The following is a 14568-nucleotide window of genomic DNA, read 5'->3' on the forward strand; positions in this document are numbered from 1 at the left end:
ATGAAGAAATTACTTGTATTTTTATTCGTTGCAGTACTAGCTTTGGCTGGCTGTGTACAAACAAAAACTGACGTAGAAGGCAGTAAAGATTCAAAAGATAGTGACAAGAGCAATGGCAAGGTTGCCATTGAAGTATTAGGGATGGCAGCTTCTGAAGAAGATATGAATATTGTGCGTGACCAATTAGTAAAAAATGGTTTTGATGTTAAGCTAAATATTCAACCAGATTACGGTTCTTTCTCTGCTCAAAAAGAAGCAGGTAACTACGATCTTGCTCTTTCAAGCTGGACGACAGTTACAGGGAACCCCGACTATGCTGTTCGTGGTTTATTTAAAACTGGGGGTGACTACAGTGTGGTGGCAGATTCAAAACTAGATGCGTTGATTGATGAAGCGAGTACATTGACTGGTGAAGAAGCAGCAGCTAAATATAAAGATTTAGAACAATTATTAGTATTCGATCAAGCTTATATTGCGCCTTTATATATTTCCAATAAGTATCAAGGTATCTACTCTGAACTTGTAAACCCTAAAACAGTACTTTTACCAAAATCTCGTGCACAAGTTTGGGAAAAAATAGAATTTAATGATACATCTAAAAATGCAACAGAACCTTTAATTTTACACCAAACAATCAATTCTCTTACTTCACTAGACCCAATCAAAGGGAATGATGGTTCAATCAACACATTAAACACGAATATGTATGTTCGTCTTGTTAACTTAACAGACACAGATGAAGTTGTGTCAGATGGTTCATTATCTTACAACCATGTAATGGCTGAAGGGAATCAAGAATATTACTTCATTTTACGAGATGATATCAATTTTGCAGCAGTGAAAGATGGTGCAGCTGTTGATACAGGTGAATTAGTGTCAGCTGAAGATGTAGTCTTCTCATTAAACCGTGCGAAAGACGCTAATTCAGTACCAGATCATCGTACTTACAGCATTCATGAAAACATTGAAACAGTCGAAATCGTTTCTGATTTAACTGAATTACAAAATAAAAAAGTAGCAGGCTCTGAGCAATCCGTTTTAGAAGCATTATCACAAAACCTACCTGCTTCTGTAGCGCAATTAGCAAAAGATAAAGGTGCTGTTAATAATGCAGCAGGTGCATACCAAGTTGTTAAAATTACAACACCTACACCTTTCCCACAAGTATTAAACTATTTAGCACACCAATCTGGTGGTATCGTATCTGAAAAACAAGTAACAAGTATTAATACGTATGATGTGGCTAACTACAACCCTGACAAGGACATTGCCTATGGTGATCAAGCTACTGTAACGGAAGGTTCAGCTACATTCAATAACCAGTTATATGCAAGTGGTCCTTACATTTTAGTGAAGAAAAATGATTATGAAGTACAGTTTGTGAAAAATCCTGCTTATCGAGCTGGTAGCGAATATGAGCCAAAAATTGCTAAAATCAATGTCCGTTTTATCTCTGATGTTGATAGTGCCCTATCTGCATTACGTAATGGTGAAATTCATGTTCTGCAAACAGTACCAGAAACGAAACTGGATATTGTCAAATCAGATGCTAAATTAACATTAAATACGGCAGATAGTAATGCTGTGTCGTACCTACAAATGAATACATCTGGCCGTGCGGTTTCTGATTCAGCAGATTTACGTAAAGCAATTCTATACTCTATTAACCAAGATGAATTCATTAGCTATTATCAAGGCAATAAAAAACCAGCTGTATCCACAGTCTCTCCATTAATTGATACTGGTTTAAAACTTGAAGCAGATAGCAAAAAAGTAAAAGAATTGGTAAAAGCATATAACGATAAAAAGTAATACAAATTAGAGCCTTCTCAAAATTTGAGAAGGCTCACTTTTATATAGAAGAAACTCATTTTAAATTTCATTATGTGATTTTTGTTTTGGTCCTAGCTCTTCAGGTTCGATATCAGCGAATGTTTCGCCTTCTTCTTCTAGGTCACGCATACGATGTGCAATACGGGAAGCCGCTGAAGCTGCTATACTACCAACCAAATCATCTAAGAACGTGTTGACATGATGTCCGGGTTCTGTATCCAGTTTTTTAATAATCCCTATTTTCTGCTTGTCTAAATGACCAAAAGTAGTAACGGCAATGCTGCCATATGTAAATACAGATCCTAGTGCGATTGTTTCGTCTACACCAAATAGACCTTCATCTGATTCGATAATTTGTTGTAGTGGTGAAGATAATAATTTTTTCTCTGCTAATTCATCTAATTCAATCCCTACTAATAAAGCATGTTGCACTTCTCGCTTACGTAATACACGTTCAACAGAATGAACACAATGCTCTAGTGTTAAACCTTCATTATAGGTTTTTTGCATTTCGTAAACAATTTGCGCGATATCCTCTATCGCTACACCTCTACGAATTAACGCGGCTTGAGCTGCCTTTGCTACTTCGTCAGAGTGCACACGAATACTTTTATTATGCATATTTAACCCTCATTTCGATTTTTATTGCTAGTATAATGCTAGCCCAACCTATTATACCTTTACTTACGTAATATGGTACAATTTTGTTACAAACACAAGAAGGAGTGTCATCATTGGATAAGGGAACAGTACAGGATTTAACATTTTACAGTGAGTCATTACAGGAAGAATTACAGCTCTATATTTATGTTCCTGCAAATTATTCTCCACTATATAAATACAACATTTTAATCGCATCAGACGGTAAAGATTATTTCCAACTTGGTGGTATTACAAAGCTAGCTGATGAACTGATTGATGACTATGAAATCGAAAATTTAATTATTGCATTTGTTCCTTACAAAGACATAAAAGATCGACGTCATAAATATATCCCGAGCGGTGAGCAACATGAAGCCTATCTTCGCTTTTTAGCACATGAGCTAGTGCCTTATTTAGATCAGGAGTATGCCACTTACCAAATGGGTATGAGTCGTGGAGTGATTGGTGACTCTATGGCTGCCACTGCTTCCTTAATGGCTGCTTTAAAGTATCCAAGCATCTTTGGCAAAGTCATCCTACAATCACCTTATGTAGATGCTGATGTATTAAAGACTGTGGAAAATTTTAAAGATCCAGGATCTATTTCTATCTACCATATCGTCGGCAAAGGCGAAGATCAGGTTGTGACAATGGATAAAACCATCAAAGATTTTTTAACACCTAATCGTCAATTGCATGATCTCATGATAAATAAAGGGTTTACTACATTTTATGACGAGTTTGATGGCAATCATACATGGAAATATTGGAAACCAGACCTTCGACGTGCATTAATTGAAAATTTCAATTAATATGAAGCGATTCAAATTACGAAAACTGAAATTTCTGTTATACTTAATTAGAAAAATTGTTTATTTTCGGGAGGTAATGGACTATGAAGTACGGTATTGTGGCATTTCCATCAAAAAAATTGCAAGATTTAGCGAATACTTATCGCAAACGATACGATCCTCATTATGCAAAGATTACACCGCATATGACATTAAAGGACAGCTTCGATGCGTCTGAAGAACAGATTCAAACCATCGTCAAGCAATTAGATGAACTTGCTGCTAAATATGCACCTTTAAACATTCATGCATCTCGCATTAGTTCGTTTTTCCCTACAACAAATGCGATTTACTTCCGCATTGAACCAACAGAACAATTAGCAGCATTCCAACATGAACTTCAAGAAAAAATCCCTTATGGGGAAATGAAGCATGTATTTGTACCACACATTACAATCGCTCAAAAAATGTCAGATTCAGAGCATGATGACATTTTTGGTCAATTACGCATGACGGGCGTTGATGAAAAAGATACAATTGATCGCATTCATCTTTTATATCAATTAGAAGATGGTTCATGGACAACATACGAAACATTCCGTTTGTCTGGAGCTGAGTGATTGTTGTATACCGTTAAAATTGTTGAAACAAAGCAAGAGCACGATGATGCCTTTGCCATTCGCAAAAAAGTATTTGTTGAAGAGCAAGGTGTTCCGCTTCATCTAGAATGTGATGCTGAAGATGCAACTGCAACACATTTTATTATGTATGATAACGATGAGCCTGTTGGAGCAGCACGTTTACGCAGTATTGACAACAATACAGCTAAAATTGAGCGTGTTTGTATTTTACAATCCCAACGTGGCAAAAAGTTAGGCGCATTAATCATGAAGGAAATGGAGAAGCACGCTATTTCCATTAATAAAAAAACCTTAAAACTTCATGCACAAAGCTATGCTATTCCCTTCTACGAAAAGCTAGGCTTTACAGTTACCTCACCCGAGTTTATGGATGCAGGTATTCCACACCGTGCTATGGAGAAGAACATTTAATGAAAGGGTGTTACGATATTTATAATGTCGTAACACCCCTTTTTTATGAGACGAATTCGCTTGCCACCATTTATCTACTCTATCGTAACAAGCTGCATTGCCAAGTAGATATGCCATGCGCTACTTCATCATTCTAGTGATTTTATCGAAATCTAGTGATGCGCCATCTTGAATAATAGATTGTACTAATTTATCTTCTAACTCTTGCGTAATTGATCTGTTAGATATTTTAGCAACACGTCGTACAATTTTTCTTACTTGTTTTTCACTGGTAAAATCCGCATGTTGAATGGCATTGGCTAATGCGAAGATTTCATCCATCGATACACCTGTTTTTTGCTCAATCGAATTAAAAAACGAGCGATGCATGTTTTCCCTCCTATCATTAAAACTCAATATGACCTTGCTTCTTGCACGAAACATTTCGCAAATGGTGGAGGCCTTAACTTTATTTAGAATTTCCTAAATAAAAGCTAAAGCCTTTATTATGTTCATCAAATTAGATGTAAGTAGCGCCAACAATAATTAATAGAATGAATAGTACAACAATTAGAACAAATGTAGAACCATAACCATAGTTGTTGCCTCCAGAGTATCCTCCGCAGTAGCTATTGTTCCACCCACCAACGTTATTTCCGTACGGTTGTGAGCCCCAGCCTTGGTATCCCATAAAAGCACCCCTCCCTTCTACAACCTATAATATGTTTCGGTCGTAAAAATGGGAGGGGTATTCGTCTAGTCAATATTTCCTTTTGGTCTAAATATTAAGGCACCAATAAAGCCGAACACAATAGCAGCACTGATTCCTGAGCTTGTTACTTCGAACATGCCTGTTAATACGCCAACAAGTCCATGTTTTTCTGCCTCCGCCAGAGCACCATGTGTTAATGAATTCCCGAAGGATGTAATGGGCACTGTCGCCCCTGCTCCAGCAAAATTAATTAATGGCTCATATAAGCCCATACCATCCAAAATCGCGCCTACAACCACTAACGTACTTAGTGTATGGCCCGGTGTTAAATTGCCAACATCCATTAATAATTGGCCAATGACGCAAATAATGCCTCCAACAATAAATGCAAATACAAAAGTCATAACCATGTTTTTTGCCTCATTTCATCGTAATTTCTATCGCATGTGCCGTACATGGAATCGTCTCGCCTTGCTGATAGGATAGCGGAGATAATAACGCACCCGTTGCTACTAGTAATACTCGCTTATAGCTCCCTGCACGCATTTGTTGAATAACATAACTAAAAAAAACAGCTGCCGAACAACCTGCACCACTTGCACCAGATTGGAATGCTTCATCCTGTCCATAAAATTCAGCACCTGCATCACGTAATAACGTGAGCTCTTCATTTTTCACGCCATTTTCCACAAGCATTCCTTTCAATAGCTTTAAGCCAAGCTGGCCCAAATCGCCTGTTAAAATTAAATCGTAATGATAAATTTTTTGATTTCTCTGTTGTAAATGAGATTGAATCGTCTGAAATGCAGCAGGTGCCATTGCTGCACCCATATGGAAAGGATCATCCATACCATAGTCAACGGATTTGCCAATTGTTGCCGCTTCTATAGAAGGATATTCCTCGCGATGCTTGCCAATTAACGCATAACCAGCAGCAGTTACAGTCCACTGAGCTGTTTGTGGTTTTTGTGCTCCATAATTGATGGGGTAACGAAACTGGCGTTCAATTGCATTATGTTGACTAGAGGCACCTGCTAATGAAAAATTAGCAGCACCTAACTCGGTTAACAGGCATGCAATAATGACTGAAGATACAGATGTGGCACATGCCGAAAAGAGTCCAATAAAAGGGATTTCTAAATCCCTAGCGGCAAAATTAGTTGGTGTCATTTGGTTGACTAAATCTCCACCCATTAAATAATTGATATCACCTTTTTGTACGCCCATTTTTTTCATAGCAAATTCACAGGCCTCTTCGATCATTTTACGATGTCCCTGTTCATTTGTTTTCATTTGCCAACGTTCATCATCATAAACGGAGTCAAAATACTGACTAAAAACACTCCGATTTTCTAAAGGACCAGCTACCACTCCACCAGCTAAAAGAGAGGGTTTCGATTGAAATACAATTACCATGAAACCACTCCTATCGTTACGAGGATATATTTAATGAGCGCTACAAAAAATGCTGACACTACACCAAATAAAACAACTGATCCTGCTAATTTAAATAAATTTCCTCCGACTCCCAATACTAGCCCTTCAGAACGATGCTCGATTGCTGCCGAAATAACAGCATTACCAAAGCCTGTTACTGGAACTGCTGATCCAGCCCCAGCAAATTGACCAATTCTTTTATAAAGGCCAAGACCTGTTAATATCATTGCGAAAAATACCATCGTTGCAACCGTAGGATTTCCTGCTGTTGCCTCTGTAAAATTGAAGAAAATAATATAAAAAAGAGACACAGCTTGACCGATTGCACAAATAAAACCGCCAACGAAAAAGGCTTTTGCTACATTCTTTAAATAAGGGGGCTTTGGTGTAACATTTTGCTCTAACTGTTGATACTGCTCTTTTTCCATTTATGTCTCCTCCTTTGCAAGCTCTTTTAGTTCTGTAATTTTATCGCTTAATTTATTATCTTCCATCTGATCCTTTTTTATTTTATTGGCTTCATAAAAAATTTTGTAATCAGCGGAGACAAACACTTCTTTGTTTGGATATTTCTCTTCAAATTTCTTTTGCAATTTTTTCTCTAACTTAGTTTTTTTCCACTTTTCCCATGGTTTAATTTGTACTGCGATAAGCATACTATCGTCATATTGAATAACCGTTGAGCGATCAACATAGTCTTCTTCTTTAATAAGGGTTTCGACTTCACTTTCATTTTGTGGAGACCCATAGACGATAAATTTTTCCTTTTCAGCACAACCATTTAACAGCGATAAAACAACTAAGAGAGGTAACGTCATTCCTAGTAGCCTCAAGTTTTACCCTCCTTTTCTTTACAGTTTCTCCACACATAAAAAAACTATTCATTCAAAGAAATACACAAAAGCCCGAGTCCAGTTTTCAAAAGTACATATTGTAGAAGTAGTAACAAGGAAAGGGGGTGACAATATGGGTTGTGGTAAGCCAACAAATCCTATTGGACCAATCCATTCAGCAGGCTGCGTTTGTGACGTAGTTCGCGCTATTTTAGATATTCAAAATCAAGCGGTGCGAGATGAGTGTTCTCCATGTACAGCAAACTGTTTCTTAGAGCCACTAGGCGGGATTGTTAGTCCTGCACGCTCACAAGCAGATACACGTGTTTTCATGTTAATTACAAAAGATGGTACTCCTTTCAAAGCATTCTTTAACTCTCCAACAGCAGATCCTTGTATTTGTACATCCGTATTCTTCCGCGTAGAAGATATGTTTGATGAATGCTGTGCTACTTTACGTGTTTTAGAGCCATTATGTACATTTGACTCTAGTGAAAGTACAGTAGACTTACTAAGCAAAGATGGTTGTTGTATCAACATGAAGAAAATCTGTAAAGTAGATGACTGGAGCTCAACAGATAGCTGTATTACTGTGGATTTATCTTGCTTCTGCGCTGTACAATGTATCGCTGATGTTGACTTAGGGATTTGTGACTAATTCTTTCACCTTTGACACACACACAAAAAAAAGTGTACAGCATCCTCTGCTGTACACTTTTTTTATAAAGTTGGCAATTTTCTTCCTCGCCAAAGTATTTGCTGTATATCTTCAAAATGAATGATTTCCTGTATTTTTAATTCTAATGATGTGAGCATTAAAGAATCATTCTGTACATCTGAAGCTGTCCCTGTTAATTTTCTACCATCCTTTAAACAAACTAATAATGGCTGATAGGCTCTCTGACGAAATGGTTTTTCTAAAAACTGGAGCTGTTTCAGTAAATAAGGATCTATTTGTACTTCATCCACTGTCTCATTTTTTTCTTCAACTATTTGCTCATCGAACATAGTGTCCTTTACATAGACAGATGTACTTTCATCCAAATCAAGTTCATGTAACACCTTAGAAATATTTAAAAAATATGATGGTGATTTTATAAACAAGCGTGGTTCTTGATCCACTTTACTCACTTCCCTTTTTTCCATACAATATGCGAAAGTAAGCAAATTGGTTCTTAGCCTATTTGGCTTAAGAAAACTGTCGCTAAGCCCAAATAAATTAAAATACTTGTAATATCATTTAATGTAGTAATAAAGGGTCCTGATGCAACAGCAGGGTCAATTTTTAGTCGATGCATTAACAATGGAATAAATGAACCAGCTAATGTTGCCACTAAAATAGAACCACAAAGCGCTGCCCCTACTAACATACCTAGGACAAGTTCATGTTTCCAAAAATAAACGATCCCAATAACAATTAATCCACAAACAATGCCTGACATTAAGCCAGTACCTGCTTCACGTAATAGTAACTTCAATTTACTATGTTCTTCTACATCACCTGTTGCAATCCCTCGAATGGCCACGGCCAATGCCTGTGTTCCACTATTACCTGAAGTTCCTGAAATTAATGGAATAAAGACCGCTAGTAAGGCAACCTTATCTAAAGTATCCTCAAATTGCCCCATTAGGTTAGCTGTTAACATACCTAGAAACAGTAGAACTACTAGCCATGGCAAACGTTTTTTAGCTGCTTGGAATGGTGTTACATCAAATTTATCCATATCCGAAATACCAGCTAATTTAGAGTAATCCTCAGAAGCCTCTTCATCAATAACATCAATAATATCGTCAACCGTGATAATACCAAGTAATTCTCCTTTATCATCAATAACAGGTGTCGCTAAAAAATTATAATCCTTCATAATTTGCGCGACTTCTTCTTGGTCATCGCCTACATGTACCATTACGACACGTTCATTCATAATTGACCGAATAAGTGTATCCTCGTCAGCAATGATTAAGTCACGTAACGATATAACACCCGTTAGACGATGTTCTTCATCCACAACAAAAATATAATAAACGGTCTCTGCATCTGGTGCCTCTTTACGCAAAATAGCCATAGCTGAACGAACTGTTGAATTTTCTGGTATAGCGACATATTCAGTGGTCATGATAGAGCCAGCAGTATATTCATCGTAGCTTAGTAGCTCATTAATATCTTCTGCCGCTTCTTCATCCATCATTTCTAAATAGCTTTCGCGCTGTGCTGTATCCAGTTCATTTAAGACATCTGCCGCATCATCCGCATACATATGAGATAGCATTTCTGCACCGTATGATGGATCCATTTCAGCAAGATATGCTTTATACTCATCATCTTCAATATCGATTGCCTCAAAAATATCAGCCATTTCTGTCGGAGACAAGAACGAATAGATGATTTTCCTTATATCAGGTTCCACCTTTTCATAAAACGTTGCCTGATCATATGGATGAAGTTCTAAAAACTCATCACGGAATGCGTCAATATTATGTGCTTCCAGCATTTCTCGTAGATGTGCCTCATCAAATTGCACATCATCCTTTTCATTTCTTTCCTCTATCATGCTTGTCCCCTCCTTCCGAGCTTTCAATCATTTTACGGGCAATGCTGCCGTAAATCTACCTTCTATATAATAGAGTGTAATGTACCTTTTCTGCAAACTCTTTTTTAAGTTATATTTATGAGCAATTGGGCAGATTTTTATAAAATTCAATATTACGCCTAAAATCATGGCGATTCTATTTTACTATACCTTACCTTTGTCACTTTGTTATGAATAAGGTGTAAAATAATCTAATTCTCTAAACTCCAGGATAGTTGTTGTTGACGCGCAGATAAACAATACATCCAATTTTCACCTACCATACGACCTGTGATATTAAGAATCTCCCTCGTGAAGAAATACGCAGTTTAACCTAATTCAAAAAATGATAAGGAGATGCTCGTTTGCGCGAACACCTCCTTTTATCAAAAATTTATGCTGAAGATTCCTTCAGTAATCTTTGCATGTCTTCATTTAGCATACTTGTAAAGTGTAATGGCACACTTGTTAAAGGATGCTCCATACTTAAAGATACACAATGTAATGCTTGTCGATCAATCTGAAGACGACTACCACCATAAAGGTCATCCCCCACAAGTGGGTGTCCAAGGTGTGACATGTGCACGCGAATTTGATGTGTACGCCCTGTATGCAATTGAAGTCGTACATGTGTCATTGGTTCAGCACCCAGTGAAAAACGCTTCAGAACCTTTACATCCGTATGTGCATATTGTCCATCTTCTCGTACTTCTCTTTCAATAATACTAGCTTCTTTACGACCAATCGGAGCTATAATCGATTGAAAGTTTTGTTCGACATGCCCATGTACAATGGCTTCATATTGTCTTGAAATCTCTCTCTTACGCTGAGCAAGCCCTGTTAAATGATGAATATGAGCATGCTTAGCTATGCATAGTAAACCTGATGTATCTCGGTCTAGCCTTGTAACAATATGAGCCGTAGAGGCCAATCCTTGTTGCTGAAAATAGCCACAAACTAAATTTGCAATGCTGTTTGTTGGATGCTCTCGTGAGGGTATCGTACTTTGATGAGCTGGTTTGTTGAGCACTAAGATGGCATCATCTTCGTATACAATGGACAAATCTCCATGCTCGATAGCAAGCCCTTCACTTTTTTCTTCAGGAGGAAACGTTACTTTCACACAATCTCCAACTTGCAGGATATGTCTCACATTACGTTCGACATCATTCACAGTCAACATGCCACCATCAAACTTAATAGCTGTTAGAGCTCGCTTAGAAATACGCCACTCTTGAAGAGCCTCTCGTAATAATTGGCCATTTTTCTTTGCATCAAATTGTAATGTAAATCTTGTATCCACGTTATTCATTTGCAACAAATGATTCATGCACTCGCTCCCAAAATGGGAATGGTCGGAAACGGGCAAAACGTACTCTTTCATTTGCTACATTAAACGCTATGGCTTTGACATCACCTTGAGTAATTTGCAAGTGATCAACAGTCATATTAAAATTTTGTTCATTTACAGGACGCAATACACAATGATGGTGTGCTGGTAAGATTAATGGCGATCCTACTGTCCTGAAAACGCGGTTATTAATTGAGGCAATTTCAGTGACTTGGAGTGCCGCTAGTGTAGGATGTATGATGGCTCCACCTAGAGCTTTATTATAAGCCGTACTACCCGAGGGAGTGGATACACAAAGACCATCACCACGGAAACGCTCAAATTGATTGCCATTTAACTCTACATCCATCACAAGTGTAACATCTGGCGATTTGACGGTTGCTTCGTTTAAAGCAAGATACGTATTTGATTCGGCATTATGATGCTCTACCCTTACTTCCAGCAGTGGATATTCCACAACATTAAAATCCTTCTTAGCAATGGACAAAACTAATTTTTCTAATTCAGATGGTTTCCAATCCGCATAAAATCCTAAATGCCCTGTATGGATACCAACAAAGGCTACCTGATCTAATAAATGGGAGTATCGATGAAAGGCATGCAATAGTGTGCCATCTCCTCCAATAGAAACAACAATTTCTGGCGTCTCTTCATCATAGGTCAAGCCAAAATCCTGTAAATAGGTTTTAGCAAGTTCCATCAGCTCGTTGGATTGTGCATCTCTACGTGATTGAATCGAAAATTTCATTGGGCGTCACGCTCCTTCTCCGTTAGTAAATTAGGATTCGATGCTTCTTTATATTCGCTAAAGTAGGCCTGTGCCTCTTGAATTTCACTACGAATGGATGACATTTCCTCATCCAACCGAAATGCTGCCTCGGCAGCACTTTGCAAGCGATTCTTAATTTCTTCTGGGAACATGCCCTTATATTTATAATTTAAAGAATGCTCTATTGAAGCCCAGAAATTCATGGCTAGTGTACGGATTTGTATTTCTGCTAATACTACTTTTTTTCCTTGAATTGTTTCAACAGGATACTCCACTATCATATGGTAGGAGCGATAACCACTAGGCTTATTATGTGTAATATAATCGCGTTCTTCCACTACACGCATATCTTTTCGCTGACGAATTAGCTCAGTTACCGTTGAAATATCATCAACAAATTGACACATAATCCGAAGGCCAGCAATATCACCAAGTTCATCACCAAGTTGTTTAGAAGGCTCAAAAGCTAGTCCTTTTTCTAACGTTTTGTCATATATACTTGCTAAAGGCTTGACACGTCCTGTAACAAATTCAATTGGCGAATTGGCATTAACAATACCAAATTGCGAACGCATGCCCTTTAATTTTACTTTTAATTCGTCTACTGCTTGTTTATAAGGACTTAAAAAAATTTCCCATTGTCCCATTGTAAAAACCTCCCGACAATCGGTATCGAACACCACCGTCTGTTCGTTTTGTCTTTCTATTCAGCAAGAATAGCCTTGAAGTGTTGTTCCACTGCCTGGACAAATTCTGCCCCATAATTGTAATTTCCTTCAATATTATACACGAGCATTTCCAATTCCTCGTAGAAATTTGTCAGCTCAATCACTTCTTCACCTATTCGTAGCAATGGATTTTTCCCTTTTTGTAAAATATGTACAAGATTCTCCCAACTACTCGGTGGAAAACGCAAGTAATGATAGTCTTCACCTGCATCAAGTAAATAAATGAATGCAAAATCATCTGAATCTGCAATGAGTTGTCCAGCAGGTTTTAACTGTAAATTTACTTCATTGTCGTTTAAACTAAAATGAAGTTGATCTTGTTCAAAATTCGATGTATCTATTGTATAAATTTTACGCACATGCGGTTCCCCTTTTCGTTGTACTCTTCCTCTTATTTTAGCACACAGGGTAAATAGTTGCAGTGTGTAAATATTAATTCGAGCGAAACAACGGATGAAAAATAAAAAATAAATAGGTGACTATAAATGACACAAGAAATTGAAATTGAATTTAAAAATCTATTAACAAAACAACAATACGAGCAATTATTACAAGAGTTCCACATTAGCCAAAATGCTATTCATCGTCAAACAAATCATTATTTTGACACACCTAATCAAGCAATTCGCAACCTACAAAGTGGTCTTCGTATTAGACAAATTGATGATTATTTCGAATGTACGCTCAAAGAAAAAAACGCCGAGCATGCTCACCTTGAAACGACGGATGAAATAACAGCAATAGAGGCGCAACAAATGTTAGATGGCAAAGGATTTTATGCTCAAGAGGTAGCTAAAAGATTAGCTCTTCATCACATTCCTTTAGAACAATTGCATGTATTTGGTTCTCTCACTACAGATCGTGTCGAAATTCCCTACAAAGAGGGACTTCTCGTTTTTGATCATTCTTTCTATTTGCAGCGTGACGATTATGAGGTAGAATATGAAGCAAAAGATGCAATAAAAGGAAATATAATTTTCGACGAATTTTTACAACAATATGGTATTGATAAGCAACCAACTGATAAAAAAATTGCTCGTTTTATGAAGGCACTAAAAGCACAAAATTTATAAAAGTAGAAAAAAGGAAGGTGTCTGACTCCTTGGATATTCAATCATTCAAATCTTTACTAGAAATTCGGGCTTTGCAAACACTTGGATCAAGCGAAAGTTCACCCACAGACAATGAGTCTATTTTTTCTGATATGATTAACGAATTATTAGGAGAAACTTCGACAGCAAGTAATGCTAAATTATCAAGCTTGCTTGCTACAGGAACAGCAAATAATTCAAATTTCGTCAAAGAATTAGCTACTTTGGAGCAAAGTCCATTAGAATCATTACTTTACAAAGGGTCTAATGCTGTGTTTATACCTGAATCAGTCAAACAAGCTTTAGCAAACACATATGCTAATAACAAACTTGATTCCTATGTTTCAGACGATGTAATAGGCTCTACAGCATATGCTAATTCACTAGCAGGATCAAATGAGTATACTGCCATTATTGAAAAAGCAGCCGCTACTTATCAGATACCCGCGAAGCTTATTGCAGCGGTTATTAAACAAGAATCTAATTTTAATCCAACTGTAGTAAGCCATGCGGGTGCGCAAGGTTTAATGCAACTCATGCCCAAAACAGCACAATATTTGGGTGTGACTAACGCTTTTGATCCAGAGCAGAATATTATGGCTGGTGCAAAATATTTGCGTCAAATGCTAGATAAGTTTAATAATGACCCTTCACTAGCATTAGCAGCTTATAATGCTGGCGCATCTCGTGTTACGAAATATGGAGGAATCCCTCCTTTCAAAGAAACACAGAATTATGTCAAAAAAGTGATGAATTACTTTACAGTGTAATCGCATCTTT

The 14568-nt window shown here is 37.3% G+C and carries 20 protein-coding genes; 7 read left to right on the forward strand and 13 right to left on the reverse strand.

Going from position 1 to position 14568, the window contains the following annotated elements; translation table 11 throughout:
• Window positions 1–1812 (forward strand): ABC transporter substrate-binding protein, encoded by a 1812-nt coding sequence (locus VK91_RS07455; protein WP_048392017.1) that lies wholly within the window; start codon window positions 1–3, stop codon window positions 1810–1812.
• A 60-nt stretch (window positions 1813–1872) separates the two neighbouring features.
• Here VK91_RS07455 and VK91_RS07460 read toward each other — a convergent pair whose 3' ends face one another.
• Complete coding sequence (locus VK91_RS07460; RefSeq protein WP_048392018.1) at window positions 1873–2454, reverse strand: phosphatidylglycerophosphatase A; 582 nt, start codon at window positions 2452–2454, stop codon at window positions 1873–1875.
• Window positions 2455–2567: 113 nt separating this feature from the next.
• Here VK91_RS07460 and VK91_RS07465 point away from each other — a divergent pair, with 113 nt between their 5' ends.
• The 3 genes from VK91_RS07465 (at window position 2568) to VK91_RS07475 (ending at window position 4318) form a co-directional block, all read left to right on the forward strand.
• A complete protein-coding gene (locus VK91_RS07465; RefSeq protein WP_048392019.1) occupies window positions 2568–3287 on the forward strand; it encodes an esterase family protein in 720 nt (239 codons plus the stop codon).
• An 83-nt stretch (window positions 3288–3370) separates the two neighbouring features.
• Window positions 3371–3886 (forward strand): YjcG family protein, encoded by a 516-nt coding sequence (locus tag VK91_RS07470; RefSeq protein WP_048392020.1) that lies wholly within the window; start codon window positions 3371–3373, stop codon window positions 3884–3886.
• 3 nt (window positions 3887–3889) lie between these two features.
• On the forward strand, window positions 3890–4318 hold the full coding sequence (locus tag VK91_RS07475) for a GNAT family N-acetyltransferase (protein WP_026023480.1): 429 nt from the start codon (window positions 3890–3892) through the stop codon (window positions 4316–4318).
• A gap of 120 nt (window positions 4319–4438) precedes the next feature.
• Here VK91_RS07475 and VK91_RS07480 read toward each other — a convergent pair whose 3' ends face one another.
• The 6 genes from VK91_RS07480 to VK91_RS07500 all read right to left on the reverse strand — a co-directional run bounded on the left by VK91_RS07480 (window position 4439) and on the right by VK91_RS07500 (window position 7279).
• Window positions 4439–4687 (reverse strand): stage VI sporulation protein F, encoded by a 249-nt coding sequence (locus tag VK91_RS07480; RefSeq protein WP_004230969.1) that lies wholly within the window; start codon window positions 4685–4687, stop codon window positions 4439–4441.
• 130 nt (window positions 4688–4817) lie between these two features.
• Window positions 4818–4988, reverse strand: a complete 171-nt coding sequence (locus tag VK91_RS22400; RefSeq protein ID WP_009374137.1) for a YjcZ family sporulation protein — start codon at window positions 4986–4988, stop codon at window positions 4818–4820.
• Window positions 4989–5053: 65 nt separating this feature from the next.
• On the reverse strand, window positions 5054–5413 hold the full coding sequence (gene spoVAE, locus VK91_RS07485) for a stage V sporulation protein AE (protein WP_369700615.1): 360 nt from the start codon (window positions 5411–5413) through the stop codon (window positions 5054–5056).
• A 16-nt stretch (window positions 5414–5429) separates the two neighbouring features.
• Complete coding sequence (locus VK91_RS07490; RefSeq protein WP_048392022.1) at window positions 5430–6425, reverse strand: stage V sporulation protein AD; 996 nt, start codon at window positions 6423–6425, stop codon at window positions 5430–5432.
• Window positions 6419–6874 (reverse strand): stage V sporulation protein AC, encoded by a 456-nt coding sequence (gene spoVAC / locus VK91_RS07495; protein ID WP_004230957.1) that lies wholly within the window; start codon window positions 6872–6874, stop codon window positions 6419–6421. Before spoVAC ends, VK91_RS07490 begins: the two co-directional genes overlap by 7 nt.
• Window positions 6875–7279, reverse strand: coding sequence for a YhcN/YlaJ family sporulation lipoprotein (locus tag VK91_RS07500; protein ID WP_225340734.1), 405 nt, complete (start codon window positions 7277–7279; stop codon window positions 6875–6877).
• 133 nt (window positions 7280–7412) lie between these two features.
• On the opposite strand from VK91_RS07500, the gene VK91_RS07505 reads away from it, so the two are divergent.
• Complete coding sequence (locus VK91_RS07505) at window positions 7413–7937, forward strand: CotY/CotZ family spore coat protein (RefSeq protein ID WP_004230953.1); 525 nt, start codon at window positions 7413–7415, stop codon at window positions 7935–7937.
• Window positions 7938–7999: 62 nt separating this feature from the next.
• Here VK91_RS07505 and VK91_RS07510 read toward each other — a convergent pair whose 3' ends face one another.
• From VK91_RS07510 to VK91_RS07535, 6 genes are all read right to left on the reverse strand, one after another.
• Window positions 8000–8401, reverse strand: a complete 402-nt coding sequence (locus tag VK91_RS07510) for a hypothetical protein (RefSeq protein ID WP_231595610.1) — start codon at window positions 8399–8401, stop codon at window positions 8000–8002.
• 53 nt (window positions 8402–8454) lie between these two features.
• A complete protein-coding gene (mgtE, locus tag VK91_RS07515; RefSeq protein ID WP_048392024.1) occupies window positions 8455–9831 on the reverse strand; it encodes a magnesium transporter in 1377 nt (458 codons plus the stop codon).
• A gap of 412 nt (window positions 9832–10243) precedes the next feature.
• Window positions 10244–11179 (reverse strand): RluA family pseudouridine synthase, encoded by a 936-nt coding sequence (locus tag VK91_RS07520; protein WP_048392025.1) that lies wholly within the window; start codon window positions 11177–11179, stop codon window positions 10244–10246.
• Window positions 11154–11948, reverse strand: a complete 795-nt coding sequence (locus VK91_RS07525; RefSeq protein WP_004227435.1) for an NAD kinase — start codon at window positions 11946–11948, stop codon at window positions 11154–11156. Before VK91_RS07525 ends, VK91_RS07520 begins: the two co-directional genes overlap by 26 nt.
• The gene (locus VK91_RS07530; RefSeq protein ID WP_004227437.1) at window positions 11945–12616 is read right to left on the reverse strand and encodes a GTP pyrophosphokinase family protein; all 672 of its coding nucleotides are present in this window, start codon (window positions 12614–12616) and stop codon (window positions 11945–11947) included. Before VK91_RS07530 ends, VK91_RS07525 begins: the two co-directional genes overlap by 4 nt.
• Before the next feature lie 56 nt (window positions 12617–12672).
• Complete coding sequence (locus VK91_RS07535; protein ID WP_004227440.1) at window positions 12673–13056, reverse strand: hypothetical protein; 384 nt, start codon at window positions 13054–13056, stop codon at window positions 12673–12675.
• Between the two features lie 126 nt (window positions 13057–13182).
• Between VK91_RS07535 and VK91_RS07540 the strand changes: the two genes are divergently transcribed.
• Complete coding sequence (locus VK91_RS07540; RefSeq protein WP_048392026.1) at window positions 13183–13770, forward strand: CYTH domain-containing protein; 588 nt, start codon at window positions 13183–13185, stop codon at window positions 13768–13770.
• A gap of 29 nt (window positions 13771–13799) precedes the next feature.
• Window positions 13800–14558, forward strand: coding sequence for a lytic transglycosylase domain-containing protein (locus VK91_RS23285; protein ID WP_048392027.1), 759 nt, complete (start codon window positions 13800–13802; stop codon window positions 14556–14558).
• Window positions 14559–14568 lie beyond the last annotated feature (10 nt).

Origin of the sequence: Lysinibacillus sp. LK3 (assembly GCF_001043675.1) — a bacterium.
In the GTDB taxonomy this organism is placed as follows: domain Bacteria; phylum Bacillota; class Bacilli; order Bacillales_A; family Planococcaceae; genus Lysinibacillus; species Lysinibacillus capsici.